Origin of the sequence: Alicyclobacillus pomorum DSM 14955 (genome assembly GCF_000472905.1) — a bacterium.
Lineage (GTDB): Bacteria > Bacillota > Bacilli > Alicyclobacillales > Alicyclobacillaceae > Alicyclobacillus_A > Alicyclobacillus_A pomorum.
In genome coordinates this window covers 36,550-52,872 of record NZ_AXAR01000007.1, presented here as the reverse complement: position 1 = coordinate 52,872, position 16,323 = coordinate 36,550, and the positions used below count along the sequence as shown (strand labels likewise).

Here is a 16,323-nt window from a genome sequence, read left to right as displayed (position 1 = left end):
TGTCACCCAAAGCGCCCAGTAATGTAGTCCTCTGTCCGCTTGTCAGCCGGCTTCGTGAACATGGTGGTCGTATCACCATACTCAATCAGTTCCCCGTTCAGGAAGAACGCTGTTTTGTCTGCAATACGAGCGGCCTGTTGCATGTTATGTGTGACAATCAGGATGGTGTAACGCTCTTTCAACTGCAAAACGAGCTCTTCCACGCGCAGCGTGGACACAGGATCCAACGCTGAGGCAGGTTCATCCATCAGGAGCACTTCCGGTTCCACGGCCAGAGCGCGGGCGATGCACAAGCGCTGCTGTTGACCGCCCGAAAGGGCCACGGCTGGTTTATGCAGCCTATCTTTCACCTCGTCCCACAGAGCGGCCATGCGTAGGCTTTGTTCCACTCGGTCCAGCAATTCCGACTTGTTCCGAATGCCGCCGAGCTTCAACCCAATCGCGACATTCTCGTAAATGCTCATGGTCGGAAATGGATTCGGTTTTTGAAAGACCATCCCTACGACTCGGCGAACATCCACGGGATCCATCGCATACAAATCCTCTGTGCCGAGGCGCACCCGGCCGCGGACCTTACCTTGGGGGATGGTTTCGTGCAATCGGTTCAAACAACGTATAAATGTGGACTTGCCGCAACCGGACGGACCAATGATAGCCGTCACTTGGTTGGCATCCACGTCCATACTGATTTCCCGCAACGTGAGCTGTTCACCATACCACGCTTGCAAGTTTTCAACTGTAATGGATTGTCCCATATCGGCACCTCTACTCATATGATTCGAACGTTCTTTGTCATTGTGATTGGGAATAGAGAAACGGCTCAAATCCCTTGCTGCCACGTACCTCATCCTAACGAAGGGGTGTTAAGGGATTGTGAGCCGTTTGTAAAGAACATGTAAAGATATGAAACGCGTACCGCGTGGACTCAACGTATCATTTGCGAAGATGCTGTACCGCCTTTCCGACGGCAGCTCGTTTACAGGTGAATGTGCAAGAGCGACAGCACAAAGACAACTGCGCCGACTACCAGACAATAGAGCCCGAATGGCCGCAACGCCTCGAGCTTGCTGTTGCGGAAGTACCGCATCAGAAAGTATGTGCTGGCATACGCGATGATACCTGTCAGGATTCCCCCAAGGATGCCGCTTGTGAGCATGTGGGAATTGTGGCTATGGACGACCTTTGGAACTTCCAGCACTGCAGCGCCGAGAATCACGGGTGTGGCCAGCAGGAAACTGAACCGTGCCGCGTCTTCATAGCTAAGTCCCGATTTGAGGCCAGCTGTCATTGTGATACCAGATCTCGAGAAGCCTGGAATCAGAGCAAAGGCCTGAACCAGACCAATCATAAAACTGCGTGCATACGACACTTCTTCCAATTGTACCGTGGCGCGCGCCCGCCTCCGATACCGGTCGGCATAAAGCAGGACGAGCCCGTTGATCATCAGAAAGAACGCCGCAGAGGTCGCAGACGGAAACAGTTCCCGCAACTTGGTCTCAAGCAGCTTACCAATGATGGCAGCCGGAATCGTGGCTACAACAATGAGGAACAGCAACCTGCGTTCTCTCGGCTTGTCAGTAAACAGCGCTGACAGTAAATTCACCCAATCGCGCCAGAAATACAAAATCAGAGCAATGGCGGTTCCCAAATGAAGCAATACCATAAACGGGAGGAACTGTGGATCTTCCGAGACGTTGGTCCACCCGGCTAGGTAAGGTAGCATCACGCCGTGGCCGACGCTGCTGATGGGGAACAGTTCTGTAATTCCTTGCACAATCGCATAGACGATGACTTGCCAGACAGACATTCACTATCTCCTTTCTGTGACGCAAACTACGCATGATGGACGTGCTCATTCACAGGTACCACGCCTTCTGCGTGTTGCGGTTCAGTCAGCCGATGGAACAGCTGCACCAACTGACCCGTCTGTTCTATTCTACTGTACTTGGCCACTTCTGCAATGTTCGGTTCCTTCGGTTGAATCCCCTGCAACTTGTTCCTCACAAACTGGACAATCGCGTCGGCCATCTCCTGAACGTCACGTGGGTGAATAACGAGGCCGGCATTCGCTTCACGAATGATTTGTGCCGCTTCCCCATCTTCCAGTAAGGCCATAATCGGACGACCAGCGAACAAGTACTCGTACAGTTTTCCAGGTACGTACTGCTTTCCCTCACTTCCGCTTTCACCAATCAACAGAAGCGCATCCGCAGCTTGCATGCGTTCAAGAACTTGACTCCGCGGCAAGTAACCGTGAACGGTCACCACGTCGGAGAGACCTAAGCGTTGGACCAAGTCACTATTGTCTGTCTTGCCTGGGTAGTCGAACACGCCTGCAAACTCCACCCTGACGTCTGTCCGCCGAATTCGACGGTACCGAAGCACGACCGACAACGCCTGCAGAAACTTGTCCGGAGAACGCTTGGGATACAGGATACCGGCGTAAAAGAACGTGAAGGGTGTATTCTCCGGCGGTGGTACCGGCGTGGGAAAGTCCATGGGATCCACGCCATTTCGAATCACTTCCACGCTACCTGCTCGCTCTGGGTATTTGGAGACAAACATTTCCCGGAAGCTGTCGGTGACTGTAACCACGGTGTCCGCAGTTTGGAATACCTTGCGCTCCATCCATCGTTCGATTTTGTCTCTCATACCAGCGTGTGCGTAGTGAATGTTATCGACCCAGGGATCCCGGAAGTCTGCCACCCACGGCACTCCGGTCCACTTGCGCAACATCCATCCTGCCAAATGTGTACTGTTGGGGCCGGACGTTGTGTACACGCAGCTGATGTTGTACTTGCGGACCAGTTTCCGCCCTACCCACGCCGCACGCAGTGCCCACAGGACACTCTCATCAGGAATGAACATCGTTTGTTTGAACGTTTTTAGCACCGATTTCAGCTTGGTCTTCAGGCCCGACTTCATACGCCCAATCCACGCAAGCCTCCCCGACTTGACTTGCGCAGCGCCAGGTGCGCCATCTCGCGCCCCTGCCGCCGTTCCACCAACAAACATGCCAATCCACTTCCCCACGGGGTCTGCCACGCGCTCCACGGCGACCCCCTCGGGAATGTCCTGCAAGAGCGATTTGTCCATCGTCGCGGAGTAAGCCCCATGTGTGGTCAACACCACCGGTTCCCACCCGTATTGTCGAAGGTACTTCACAAACTTCAAGGGCCGTTGCACCGCGATACCGCCCATTGGCGGAAACGAATACGTAATGATGAGTGCTGTCTTTTCGGGCATACACGTTCTCCTCCACGCGGTCGTTTGCTGTGTGTGCTATGCGGTGACTACGTCCTTGTCATCAATCTGTGACGATTCGAGATACGGTTGTAGATGCCGCTTACGGTCGTACACGACACATCCATGCGCGCGAACGCTCAGTGCAGCAGGGAAGTCTTCCTCGGCAAAAACATCGTGCCAGGTGGCGACAACCAGTGCGTCGCACTGATACAAGCATTCTTTCAACGTCTTCGTTTGAAAAGGAAATTGCAGGGGGACGAGCGGATCGTACGCACGAACCACGGCGCCGCGGTCACGAAGCAAGTCCGCCAAAACAACTGCTGGACTCTCGCGCACGTCGTTTGAATTGTCCTTCATACCAAGCCCAAGGATGGCCACCACAGTGCCGGACAATGGCTTTCCGACCGAGCGAAGCCCTTGCTCTACCGCCTCGACCACCCGAGCCGGTGCGTCTTGATTGATATGCCGAGCCAGTTGGAGTAGCGGAAGGGAGAGCTCTGAGCCCAGGGAATGACGCATGTAGTGATAAGCGTTGGGAATGCAGAATCCACCCACTCCGATGCCAGGTTGCAGCAACTGCACGCGTGGATGCGTATTCGCCATACGAATCAGTTCATAGACGTCAATGTTGTGAAACTCCGCAAAACGGCTCAACTCGTGAGCGAGTGCAATATTCAAGTCGCGCTGTACGTTTTCCACCACTTTTACCGCTTGAGCAGTGCGCAAATCGGTCACATGAATCTTGCCCGACGTGAGTTGCCCGAGCAACTCTGCCGCTTTCACAGCGCAACGCTCGGTCAGACCTCCGACCACGACGTCCAGCGTCTGAAATTCCCGCATCGCACGCCCTTCAGCGACGCGTTCTGCTGCGTATGCCACGTGAAAATCTTCGCCTGGGCTCATCCGACTGGTTTGTTCGAGAATAGGAATGCAAAGTTCCTCCACCATCCCAGGCGAAACGGTGCTTCGAATCAGCACAAGGTCGTTCGGTTTGATGACCCGACCCAATTGCTCCATGGCCGCTGTCAGCGGACGTGTATCGAGCTCCCCGTCTCGATTCACAGGAACGCCGACCGTCACGATGTACGCGGAAGTCTCCCATGCAGCCACGGCTACGCGTGTCGTGGGATGAAACGCACGCTCCTGCAGGTGCTTGCGGAGAACGTCCTGCAACGGCACACCGTCGCAATCTTCCATCACGTGCGTAATCCCCTTTTGCAACATCTCGACTTTCTTTGTGTCCACGTCGACACCGACCACATAGAACCCTTTTTCACACAAAGACATGGCTAACGGCAATCCGATATATCCCAGTCCAATGACACTCACTGAACGATTCACGATGGTTCCTCCTTGCCGAGCAATTGAAATCATTTTTAGACTACTCGGCGTTCTTGGAGTTTCTGTGTAACGAGTGTTAAGAAGTGACTGATTTATGTTGTGATTATGTAAATCCGGCTATGCAGAGAGGTAGAAAGAACGGCTTCTGTTGTGAAGAGGGGTTCATCAAAAAGGGGCGCCGCACCTCTGCAGCACCCCTGAGTTGACAATGTTCACTGCGCCTGCGGCAGGCGCTCGTGGATGTAGTGAAATATCGCTTTCAAACGCTCCAGCCGCAACGACGGTTTGCCGTCGCGCGAAAGTCCATGGCTCGCATTCGGTATACGAAACAGCTCTACCTCTCCACCACGCCGCTTGATGGCAGTGTAGAACTGCTCCGCTTGCTCGATGGGGCAGCGCAAGTCGTTCTCCGAATGGATCAACAACAGCGGCGTCGTGACGTTGGCTGCGTATTTGAGCGGTGAGATGTCCCACAGTTTTTCCACATCGTTGTAGATGTCGCAGCCGTGCTGTGCTTCTACGAAGAGCGGTCCAATATCGCTGACTCCGTAGAAGGAAATCCAGTTTGAAATGGAACGCTGCGACACAGCTGCAAAAAACCGGTCGGTGTGACCGACCAACCAGTTCGTCATGAACCCGCCGTAGCTGCCGCCCGTCAGGGCTACGCGGTTCCCGTCGAGGAAGTCAAACTGTTCGAGCGCGGCATCCAGTCCATGGAGGACATCGGCTGCGTCATTCTCACCGTAGTGATGGCGCACCGCGTTGACAAATTCCTGGCCATAACTCATGCTTCCACGTGGATTGACAAACACAATGGCGTATCCTTGTGCTGCGAACCACTGCATTTCGTGGAACATTGCGTACCCGTAGTTCAACTGCGGACCGCCATGCACTTCGACAATCACCGGGTACTTCTTGCCTTCCTCGAAGTGGGCAGGTTTCAATACCCATCCTTGCACCCGCCAGCCCTCGGCCGACGTGTACCAGAACGGTTCTGGTTCTGTCAAAATCAATTCCTCGACTATCGCGTCGTTGCAGTCGTCCAGGCGAACTTCACGCTCTGGAAAGAACGGAACGCGCCGTTCCGTCATGGGTTCTTTGACATCGCGGAAGACACGAGATGCTGTCTCGCCCCCCGCGATATCCACCACCACGATTTTTCCCGGATGGGTCGGTGTCCCGTAAGACAGAACCAGGGTGGATGGATGGTGAAACGCAAATCCGTAAATATCCCGGTCTCCCCCAGCCACGACCGCGGCTTCAGAGCCATCATCGTCTACCGAGAAGCGTACGACTTCGCATCGACCTTCCCGCGTACTCAGCGCGAAAATGAACTTTCCGTCCTGGGACCACACCGGACCAGGGGTCTGCACGTTGGCACGCATATCTGACAAGCACGAGGCCTGGACGGTGTCCGGGAACTTCTTGGTTAGATGCGCCAGAGAACGGACGTCGCTGGCAAGTATGTACAGGTGCGTGTGTGTTGCCGATTGAAACTCGTCCTTGTGTCCGTACAATGCGATGCTTGCGCCATCTGGAGAATAGGACAGCTGGTACGCGATGACGTCAGAACACAGTAACTCCACATCCCCGCCCTTCGCAGGCACACGGTAGACATCGGACGCGTGGACCACTTCGTGGTTCTCTCGGCGGTTGGATACAAACGCAACGTAGTTTCCGTCTGGTGAGACAGCTGGTGAGTGAACATCGTAGTCGCCGTGCGTCAGTTGAAGGTACGCTCCAGACGCCACATCCACTGCCACAAGTTGCAGGCAGTGTCCCTTGGACAGGCCACTGCCGTCTCCTTTGTAATACAGCCAGTCGTACCGTTTGGGCTGGTTCGCCCAATCCTTGTCCGCCTTTTCGGACTGTTCACGCGCTTCCTTGTCTGACACGTCGTCAGCGAACACTTCCACTTCGCCGCCTCTGGCCACGGGTACCAGACCGAACAAGGTTTTCCCATCTGGCGAGAAGACCAAGGAACGCATCCCGTATCGAAACCGCGTCACCTGCCGCGGTTCTCCACCCTCCATAGGCAGCAACCACACCTGCCATCCAAACGCGCGATTGGACACAAACGCCAAGTGCCTCCCATCTGGCGCCCATACCGCAGAGGTGTTTCGCGTTCCCGTACTCGTCAGTACACGCGACGAGGCGCCGTCCACGTTCGCCAGCCAGAGTTGCGTCTCGTAATCGTCCGCTTTTTTGTTGATCACCGTTCTTTCGTAGACGACCCACTTGCCGTCCGGTGAGATGTTTGGATTCCCTGGCCACTGAAAATTCTGCAAATCTTCCGCAGTGATGGTCCGCTTTCCCATGCTCGTCTCCTCCTGAAGGTCCCACCATGAACCTCACATACTTCTACTATTCTATGACGAGCTGGTCACGATGCCTAGGAGGATTTCAAAAATATTCAGACTCAATCAATAGTTTCCTAGGCAACAGTGCCCGGTGCATTCATGGTGCATTGATTCGCCCGTTGGATTCCCGTAGGATGTGGTTATGATGGCGGCGTCTATGGATATCATCAGAGTTGGCCGCGCCACAAATCTCCTCGTTTCGAACACACATTGGCCGCACGAATCCTCGCGTCTAAGGATTCGGTGTCAGGAGGCGCATACATATGACAACCACGCTACTCACTTCATCGGCTTTGTCTCCCTACGTACAACTTCATGAAGAAGTTCAAGAGGCGCTCTCAGCAGGGAGACCCGTGGTCGCTCTGGAAACCACAATTGTCACCCACGGTATGCCGTATCCGGCAAACGTGGAAACTGCACTCTCGGTGGAAAACATCATCCGGTCGGCAGGTGCCATACCAGCCACCATCTGCATCAAAGACGGCGCGATTCACGTGGGTATGTCCCGGCATGAGATTGAAGATCTGGCCCAAACGAAAGACGTCATCAAAGCCAGCCGGCGCGACCTTCCCGTTGTACTCGCGAATCGATACACCGCCTCAACCACTGTGGCAGCGACCATGATAGCTGCACGCCTGGCCGGTATCTCCGTGTTTGTGACGGGTGGAATCGGTGGTGTGCACCGCGGCGCCGAACGTACGATGGATATTTCTGCGGATCTGCAGGAACTGGCCAAAACCGATGTGATTGTGGTCTGCGCAGGCACCAAGGCGATTTTGGACATCGGCCTCACGTTGGAAGTCTTGGAGACGCTGGGCGTTCCAGTGCTCGGCTACCAAACCGAACAATTCCCTGCCTTTTACACGCGGGACAGTGGACACAAAGCCAACTTCCGGGTTGATACGCCACAGCAAGTCGCCAGTATCGCGCGAATCAAGTGGGACCTCGGGCTGACCGGAGGCTTACTGGTGGGAAACCCCATTCCAATGGATGCTGAATTAGATCCCGAACGTATCAACCAGGCGATTCATCAAGCCCTGCAAACGGCAGAAGCACAGAAAATCACCGGCAAGGAAGTCACACCGTTCCTGTTGGCCGAATTGGAACGACTCACCGCAGGCGAATCGCTGCAAGCGAACGTCCGCCTCGTCGAGTACAACGCACTTGTCGGCGCACAAGTCGCCACTGCGTTGGCGGAATCTGCACATCAGTAAACGGCTAACCTTTCGTAGGTTGATCCCTTTCATATCCGCTGCGAAGGGGCTGTCCCAAAACCCATCGTAAGATGGGGGAAGGGGACAGCCCCATTTGTGTTTAGTTGTCTGTTTTTTTGCGTTCTGTGCTTACAAGGTGGCTCTTCCTACGCCGACAAGGCCGCCTTCTTCATCAGATTGTGGGCTAAACTTACGAGCCCCACTTCGATGTGCGTCTTTAATAAGCCCCGCAGGTGAAATCTGCGGAACCCGCGATTAGCTTTTAGTTGCCCAAACACGCTCTCAACCTCCACATACGTCTGACTGAGAGTTCTCGGCCTTCCTCGCTTGACAGACGTTCCCTCGTAATTTGTTTGTATCTTTGGAGCTCGCGACTTACGCCAATTTGTCGGTTGCCCAACCCTTTCGTGCACCGAGCTCGTAGCGGGCATGTTCCACAGGTGTCACATCTGTAATATCTTTTCTTCACTCGGTATCCAGTCTCAGTCTTCTCGTATCTTTCGTATCGAAAGGTCAATCGTTGGTCCGCTGCACAGATGTACTCATCTCGTTCTTCGTCGTATTCCCAGTTCTTATACCGACTGATGTCTGCTTTCCACCGCTTCGTCCGCTCCTTGTGACAGGTGTTGTATTTCACGTACGCAGTGATTTGCTGTTGCTCAAGGTATGTATAGTTCTCTTCACTCCCGTATCCTGCGTCTGCAATGACAGCCTTCGGAGCCACACCTAAACGCTCCCGAACCTGTTCTAGATGAGGGATATAGTTGATCCATGTTATAGTCAATGAAGACAACGTTGTTCAAAAGAATCGCCCTTTCTCGGTTGATGTTTGGTCGCACTTACATTTTACCGGAAGGGCGGTTCTTTTTGTGGACATAGAGAGCAAAATTCAAACAGATTTTCATAAATAAGGGGCTGCCCTTAAGTGCGCTTGGCACTTTTGAGACAGCCCCTTTTTTCACAACGTACGGGATGAGCGCATTTTTTGATCTCGAGTAGCATATCCTGTAGTATGAGAACAAACGTTCGCATCTCAGGGTGAGGATATGTCACGTTTGGTTCGAAGATCCATCGAGGTGACAACGATAGATGGACTCCCGCATACCATCGTCGACGGCGACAACACCTACACTGTCACCACCATCATCGATTGGTGGATGGAGGCTGGCGCCTGGTGGGAAGATGAACCGCCCCGGACCATGTACCGCGTACAGACGCAGGAGTGGTTTTTGTTTGACCTGGAGTTCAGCGGTGGTCAGTGGTCGATTTATCGGGTGTGGGATTAAAAAAAGACGCTCACAGCAGTGAGCGTGCGATAGGGGTAAGAAGAGAGTGAAGAGTCACTGGCTCGGCCTGCGCCAGTGACCTTGGAGACAGTGCGTGGCACTCAACCCATGGGAGAGTATACAGGGCACGTGTTAAGAATTCGTATAGAAGGTGTGGAGAGTTTGTGTCAACGATGGATGTCCTTGTTAAAAATACGATTTCGTCAAGTTCAAACAAACCCATTCGTGGGCAAGAAATTTGGTGATATCATCGATGATATTGTCACTGAACATGCTCGCACGGGTGGTTTCGATGATCTGCAAGGAAAAGGCAAGCCATTGGAGGATCATACGCATGAGGCCTATTTCGTTCATTAAACGATGAAAAATGCAAATGTACTCCCTCCTTGGTTGGAGCTGCAACAAATGCCCAAGCCCGTTATTGCAAAAACCAACACTCACTCCCGAGAATATTCACAGCCAACAAGATAAATGGAAATGAACGATTTCAGTGTGGAGTGTGGAGGCGTGAACGGTATTGACCACCAACTTCCTGTTCATCATTTTGTACTTGATCATTGACTTTGCAGTAGGCCTGCTATTCATGTGGGCATGGGGAAAACTATTCCACGTTCAACTGAAGAGAGGCAGGATGATTTCGGGTGCGATTCTCTGGTCGCTGCTCGGAACAATATCCGTCATCGTGTTCCACGCATAGTGTGAACGGGCCGCCCCAAAGCGGCCCTCTTTTCATACTCTGTTCCTGGCATTCACATCATTCTGTTTCGTATTCATCCACGCATGGGATGTGGAATTGACCAGACGCCGCGCATCATATGCAAAAAAATCCCCCGTTCCAATGGGACGGGGTGATTCGGAGGAAGAAAAGACTTGCAACCTACGCTCACAAGCAATTTCGGTTGCTTATCCCTATTTTAGACCGCACCAAGTGTCATGAGACTAGTGAACGAGTGGGGAGATTGGAATCCGGCTCCAGTCCCTTTCACTCGAGTTCAGCGTTGGCACAGCCCCCCGAATCAAACACATCTACATTTTGAAAATATATACTTTTCTGTAGAGAACTCCGATATAATCGAGTCGTAGACCGACTTCGTGCAGAGGGGATGGGTACATAGGTGGCCACAGCGAGAACACAAAAGACCTTGCAAGAATTTCGGGAGTATGTACGAAAGATGCTGCATTACCAGGAAGCCCTGGCTCTGATGTACTGGGACCTACGCACCGGCGCACCGCGCAAAGGACACGAATTGCGCGCGGAGGCCATTGGCACCCTATCCAGTAAAGTCTTCCGTATGAGCACCTCGCATCAAATGGAAGAATACCTCAACGTGTTGTCAGATCCATCCGCGTTTGCCGAATTGACCCCAGTTGACCAGGCCACAGTTCGAGAGGTGCGAAAAGAATTTGACCGCAGCAAGAAGATTCCTGCCAAGCGGTATCAGGAGTACGTGGTTCTGGTGTCCAAGTCGGAATCGGTTTGGGAAGAGGCGAAATCGACTGGGAACTTCGAGCAATTCCGCCCGTACCTAGAGCAAGTGGTGGCCATGAACATCGAGTTTGTAGGGTACTGGGGCTACAAGGACAACAAATACGACACACTGCTCGACATGTACGAACCAGGCATCACGGTCAAGCAATTGGACGAGATCTTCGGCGCGCTACGAAATGAAACCGTCAGGTTGCTACAGGCGATTGTCAGCTCTGGTAAGAAACCCAACGTGAACATGTTTGAAGGGCATTTTGACGTGCAGAAACAGCGTGAACTGTCCCTCCTCATGCTCGAAAACATCGGGTACGACTTCGGAGCGGGTCGCCTCGACGAAACAGCGCACCCGTTCCAAACGTCCATCAATCGATTTGACACCCGCGTGACCACCCGCTTCCTTCCTAACAATCTGCGCGGCGCTCTCTTCGCGACCATTCACGAAGGCGGTCACGCACTGTATGAACAAGGCATTTCAACGAATTTGATTGGAACGCCGCTCTGCACCGGTGCATCCATGGGTATTCACGAGTCACAATCTCGTTTCTACGAAAACATAATTGGCCGATCCCGCGAGTTTTGGGAAGCGAACTTCCAACACGTGCAGCGTCTCTTCCCGGAAGCGTTTGGGGACGTGACGCTGGACGAATTCCACTTCGCCATCAACAACGTACAACCATCATTGATTCGCATCCTGGCCGACGAATTGACGTATAACCTGCACATCATGCTGCGTTACGAGTTGGAGAAAGGGCTGATCAACAGCCAGGTGAAAGTGGCCGATCTACCGGAGTTGTGGCGTGAGAAGATGAAAGAATACCTCGGTATCATACCGGAGACAGACGCTGAAGGCGTGTTGCAGGACATGCACTGGTCGGGCGGTCTGTTTGGATACTTTCCGTCGTACTCACTTGGTAACATCTACGCCGCTCAGTTCCGCAATGCCCTTGCGAAGGAAGTGCCGGATTTCATGGAACAAGTGCGCAAAGGCGAGTTGAGTGGGATTTGCGAATGGTTACAGAACAAGATCCACCGCCACGGTAAGCTGCTGCAACCTGCCGACATTGTCCAACAGGTCACCGGAGAGCCCATCAATGCGAAGTATCTGGTGTCCTATCTCAAGGAAAAGTTTTCTCCGCTGTATGGAATGTAACCCCACCATCCCAAAGAGCCCGCGCCCACAGTGCGGGCTCCTGCTGAGGTTGCTTACCTCACACCTCTTGCCTGAGGTCGAACGTACATCGCAACCACATGACCTTTATGACGCACTTTCGCTTCGCGTTCGCGCAGGAAGGTGACCGCGCCGACCAATTCGTCTTCTTGCAGGAAAGCGCCTAGCGTGAAGTGAGTTTCAGCAGGCTGAAGCTTCTGCGCCGTATCATCGATGGACTTCCTGGACGCGTTCTCATACGTCTCGAGAAACGCTTCTGGGTTGTTCTGCAATGCCTCGAGCCGTAACATGCGGTACAACACGGCATCCGCTGAATTCAGCATGCGGATCCACATCTGGTATCTCACCTTTGCTCTGAATAATTTGATAGTTTAGTCAACCGGGTGAGACCTGTCAACACGTAAAAGCAGGTGAGGAAATCCCCCACCTGCTACACGACGTTCTGGAACTTACCACACATCAGACGTCACAATCGACGGTGGTGCCGCGTGACGCGTGACATTCACGAAGTCCACGACGCGGGTGGCCATGCCGTTCCCAGACACCACAATCGCGTACACACCTGGCGCACTCGGAGTAAACTTCTGCCCATTGGCCAGGTGACTGCCACCAGCTGCACGAACGTTGCCGAGTCCATTCGCCATCCCGGCTGCCCCTGGGGCCCATGTCCCAACGCCCGCACCTCCGGTGTGCCGCACCACGTACACGTCGCCAGCCCAAGCGGCTCCACGCGGACTGGTCACGCGAACGCCCCAGCCAACGGGTACCGTGATGGTGGAAGCGCCGGTCCAGTTGCCAGTGACCGCCCTGGCCGTTCCTCCAGCCCAAGCCGTACCAGCCCTGTTCCCCGCCGTAGCGCCCGAGAGACGAACATCTACGGTCTTCGTGGCGTTGTTAAATTGAACCGATTGCGATCCCCTGTACACATTTCCATCGCCAACACGGTTCATGCCACCTCGTGCAGCGCCACCCACTGCGTTGCCAGCTTGACCGGCTGCATTGCCGATGGCGTTGGTTCCTTGGCCGATGATATTTCCTGCACCGCGAACCACGTTGCCTGTGGCGTTACCCACAAAGCCAGCTGCATTGCCTGTCGCGTTCGCTGCGTTGTTCGCAGCGTTGCCACATCCCGTTACAGCCAGCAGCGTCAACAGAACAGCACCAGTTTTCCAGTTCATAAATGTCCCCTCCTTTCAGGTTGCAGTGTGCCCCTCGGCGGCGGTCCTATCCGAGGATCTCACCCTCTGTGTACAGAGCAAAATTTCCAGACCGTATGCTACACACGAGGCAGAATCCCGGGAGTCCTTCGCTTCTACATGGGAATGTTTTTTCAAACTAGAGACATACTAGAAATTACTGAGACAGCCAGAGTGTGTACCGATATCTATATAAAGGAGACTCGTCATGGCATTGCGTTCCGCTGTCAATGTGTCCTCCGCTTACAGCAACTTTACGGGTCCAAATTTGGCGTACCTTGCGGGCTTGTACGAACAGTATAAACAGGACCCAACTTCAGTCCCGGAAGACATTCGTGCACTGTTTAACGACACTGGATCATGGGTTTGGCAATCTTTAGGAGATACAACTTCATCCACAGCCAAGACCCAAGTTTCCCCATCATACATAAGGTCCGTGCTTGCCGCGCGGCAGTTGGCGGACAACATTCGTGAATACGGTCACCTTGCGGCACAGACCGGGCCGACCGACAGTTCACGCCGGGAAGTACCGGCGCTGTCACTCTCGACATATGGACTCACCGAAGACGTCCTGCAGACGATTCCGGCTCGTTTCGTGTGGCCGAACGCGCCACTGCATGTGCACACTGCGCTGGATGCAGTAGAAACACTGCGCAAGACATATACGGGTGTTATCAGTTACGACTTTGCCCACGTGACCGACTTGCAGGAACGAGCTTGGTTGGACAACGTGGTGGAAACGGGGAGGCATCGGGTAGATTTATCCCCTGACATGCGCGTCCAGCTGTTGCATCGATTGAGTGAAGTTGAATCATTCGAAAAGTTCCTCCACCGAACGTACGTGGGTCAAAAGCGGTTTTCCATTGAAGGATTGGACATGCTCGTCCCCATGCTGGACATGCTCGTTCACCTCAGTGTGTCCGGAGGCGCAAAGGACATCATGATAGGCATGGCTCACCGCGGCCGACTGAATGTTTTGGCACACGTGCTCGGAAAACCCTACGAAAAGATTTTTGCGGAGTTTCAATCCGCTCCGAACAAGGAAAGAGCACTCTCGGAAAGCATCCACACGGGCTGGACGGGCGACGTGAAGTACCACTTAGGCGCCTTCCGTACTGTGACCAATGAGGGTACAGGACACGCGCGGATTCGCTTGGCAAACAATCCAAGCCACCTTGAGTTCGTGAATCCGGTCGTCCTCGGCTATGCGAGAGCCGCTCAAGAGACGCGCGCGGTGGCTGGGGAACCTCCGCTGAATCCGCAGTCCGCCATTGCGGTACTCGTGCACGGTGACGCAGCCTTTCCAGGCGAAGGCGTAGTTGCCGAGACGTTCAACTTCTCACAGATCCGGGGTTATACGACCGGCGGTACCATACATATCATCGCCAACAACCGGCTGGGCTTCACCGCCGAAGAAGACGAAACCAGATCCACATCCGCCGCCAGCGACTTAGCCAAAGGGTTTGAAGTGCCAGTGGTTCACGTGTCGGCGGATCATCCAGAAGCGTGCCTCACGGCCGTTCGGCTTGCCGCTTTGTACAGAGCAAAATTTAACAAGGACTTCCTCATCAATCTGATTGGATACCGACGGTGGGGCCACAACGAAATGGACGATCCGTCCGTCACCCAACCGACGCTATACCAGCTGATTCAGAAGCACCCGACCGTGCGTGCGTTGTACGCGCAGACCCTGGTGGAAGAGGGCGTGATTTCTGAAGCCCAAGCTTCAGACATGGAGTCGGAGGTCAATACTGTGCTGCGGGAAGTGCATGCCAAAGTAAAGCCGATGTCCGAGCCGACTGATCCCAAGGTATGGGACCTACCGACGCAGGAAGCGAAACCCGTTACGCTGGAGACTCTGCAGGCGTTGAACGAGGCCATGCTGACGCGCCCTGAAACGTTCCAAGTATACCCGAAACTCGCCAAGGTACTCGAACGTCGGCGCGAGGCGTTGTTGCCGGGCGGCATGGTCGATTGGGCACATGCGGAGGTGTTGGCGTTCGCATCCATCCTGGCAGACGGAACGCCGATTCGCCTCACCGGCCAGGATACGGAGCGAGGCACGTTCGCCCACCGCCATCTTGTTTTGCACGACGCGCGCACGGGGGACGAATACGTGCCTTTGAAAACGTTGTCTCAAGCCAAGGCGTCGTTTGATGTACACAACAGCCCACTCACGGAAACCGCGGTGCTCGGATTTGAGTACGGCTACAACGTTCAAGCCCCCGAGACGCTTGTCCTTTGGGAGGCGCAGTTCGGCGATTTCGCGAATGTCGCGCAGGTTATCATTGACCAGTTCATTGTCTCGGGGCTCGCCAAGTGGGGTCAATCCTCCGGCATCGTGGTGCTGTTGCCACACGGATACGAAGGACAAGGTCCGGAGCATTCGAGTGCTCGCGTGGAACGATACTTACAACTGGCAGCCGCGGGGAACATTGTTGTGGCCAACGTCACGACGTCTGCTCAATACTTTCACCTATTGCGCAGACACGCGGCTCGATTGGGTAAAAACGCCCGCCCTTTGTTTTTAATGACACCTAAGAGTCTGTTGCGCAACCCACGAGCGTCATCTCCCGCACAAGATCTCGCGAATGGTCGGTTTCAGACTGTACTGTCTGTCGCTGGCGAGGCGGATCCCGCCAAAGTCAGGCGCCTGGTGTTGTCCAGCGGCAAGGTCGGCGTGGATCTCGTAACAAGTATGGAATCGGCGGGAGCCTCGCACGACTGGTTGGCGCACGGCCGAATCGAACAACTGTACCCGTTCCCGAGAGAGGATGTTGTTCGGTTGCTATCGCGCTATCCAGGGCTTCGAGAAGTCATCTGGCTGCAGGAAGAACCGGAAAACATGGGGGCGTGGCGATACATCCACCCACACTTGCAAATGCTTATACCGAGCGATGTCCGGCTGCGTTACATTGGACGCGCCGAATCCGCGAGCCCAGCGGAAGGTCACGCTTCAGAACACCAGCGGGAGCAGGCCCGGATTCTCAGTGAAGCGCTGGATCCAGGGCAGACTCGGATTTGAC

At 54.2% G+C, this 16,323-nt stretch carries 11 protein-coding genes and 1 pseudogene; 4 read left to right on the top strand and 8 right to left on the bottom strand.

Annotated elements, in window-relative coordinates; all coding sequences use genetic code 11:
- Positions 1-2: 2 nt before the first annotated feature.
- From pstB to YWK_RS0108810, 5 genes are all read right to left on the bottom strand, one after another.
- Positions 3-755 carry a phosphate ABC transporter ATP-binding protein PstB gene (gene pstB, locus YWK_RS0108830; RefSeq protein ID WP_026964504.1) on the bottom strand — a complete coding sequence of 251 codons (753 nt, stop codon included), beginning with the start codon at positions 753-755 and terminating at the stop codon, positions 3-5.
- A 221-nt stretch (positions 756-976) separates the two neighbouring features.
- The gene (locus tag YWK_RS0108825; protein ID WP_026964503.1) at positions 977-1,807 is read right to left on the bottom strand and encodes an undecaprenyl-diphosphate phosphatase; all 831 of its coding nucleotides are present in this window, start codon (positions 1,805-1,807) and stop codon (positions 977-979) included.
- A gap of 26 nt (positions 1,808-1,833) precedes the next feature.
- Positions 1,834-3,246, bottom strand: coding sequence for a glycosyltransferase family 4 protein (locus YWK_RS19075; protein ID WP_051375399.1), 1,413 nt, complete (start codon positions 3,244-3,246; stop codon positions 1,834-1,836).
- 36 nt (positions 3,247-3,282) lie between these two features.
- Positions 3,283-4,587 carry a nucleotide sugar dehydrogenase gene (locus tag YWK_RS19070; RefSeq protein WP_035466544.1) on the bottom strand — a complete coding sequence of 435 codons (1,305 nt, stop codon included), beginning with the start codon at positions 4,585-4,587 and terminating at the stop codon, positions 3,283-3,285.
- A 212-nt stretch (positions 4,588-4,799) separates the two neighbouring features.
- Positions 4,800-6,905 carry a S9 family peptidase gene (locus tag YWK_RS0108810; RefSeq protein ID WP_026964502.1) on the bottom strand — a complete coding sequence of 702 codons (2,106 nt, stop codon included), beginning with the start codon at positions 6,903-6,905 and terminating at the stop codon, positions 4,800-4,802.
- A 305-nt stretch (positions 6,906-7,210) separates the two neighbouring features.
- Here YWK_RS0108810 and YWK_RS0108805 point away from each other — a divergent pair, with 305 nt between their 5' ends.
- Positions 7,211-8,161, top strand: a complete 951-nt coding sequence (locus YWK_RS0108805) for a pseudouridine-5'-phosphate glycosidase (RefSeq protein ID WP_211231391.1) — start codon at positions 7,211-7,213, stop codon at positions 8,159-8,161.
- Positions 8,162-8,307: 146 nt separating this feature from the next.
- Here the strand turns inward: YWK_RS0108805 and YWK_RS19065 are convergent.
- Positions 8,308-8,798 (bottom strand): annotated as a pseudogene (locus YWK_RS19065) (transposase).
- Between the two features lie 409 nt (positions 8,799-9,207).
- On the opposite strand from YWK_RS19065, the gene YWK_RS19060 reads away from it, so the two are divergent.
- Both YWK_RS19060 and YWK_RS0108780 read left to right on the top strand, forming a co-directional pair.
- Positions 9,208-9,447 carry a hypothetical protein gene (locus YWK_RS19060; RefSeq protein WP_156909097.1) on the top strand — a complete coding sequence of 80 codons (240 nt, stop codon included), beginning with the start codon at positions 9,208-9,210 and terminating at the stop codon, positions 9,445-9,447.
- Positions 9,448-10,562: 1,115 nt separating this feature from the next.
- On the top strand, positions 10,563-12,083 hold the full coding sequence (locus YWK_RS0108780) for a carboxypeptidase M32 (RefSeq protein ID WP_026964499.1): 1,521 nt from the start codon (positions 10,563-10,565) through the stop codon (positions 12,081-12,083).
- Between the two features lie 53 nt (positions 12,084-12,136).
- On the opposite strand, the gene YWK_RS19055 is transcribed toward YWK_RS0108780, so the two are convergent.
- The gene (locus tag YWK_RS19055) at positions 12,137-12,436 is read right to left on the bottom strand and encodes a GNAT family N-acetyltransferase (protein ID WP_051375397.1); all 300 of its coding nucleotides are present in this window, start codon (positions 12,434-12,436) and stop codon (positions 12,137-12,139) included.
- A 114-nt stretch (positions 12,437-12,550) separates the two neighbouring features.
- Positions 12,551-13,279, bottom strand: a complete 729-nt coding sequence (locus tag YWK_RS0108770) for a hypothetical protein (RefSeq protein WP_026964498.1) — start codon at positions 13,277-13,279, stop codon at positions 12,551-12,553.
- Positions 13,280-13,505: 226 nt separating this feature from the next.
- Here YWK_RS0108770 and YWK_RS0108765 point away from each other — a divergent pair, with 226 nt between their 5' ends.
- Complete coding sequence (locus YWK_RS0108765) at positions 13,506-16,322, top strand: 2-oxoglutarate dehydrogenase E1 component (RefSeq protein WP_035466540.1); 2,817 nt, start codon at positions 13,506-13,508, stop codon at positions 16,320-16,322.
- Position 16,323: the final 1 nt, after the last annotated feature.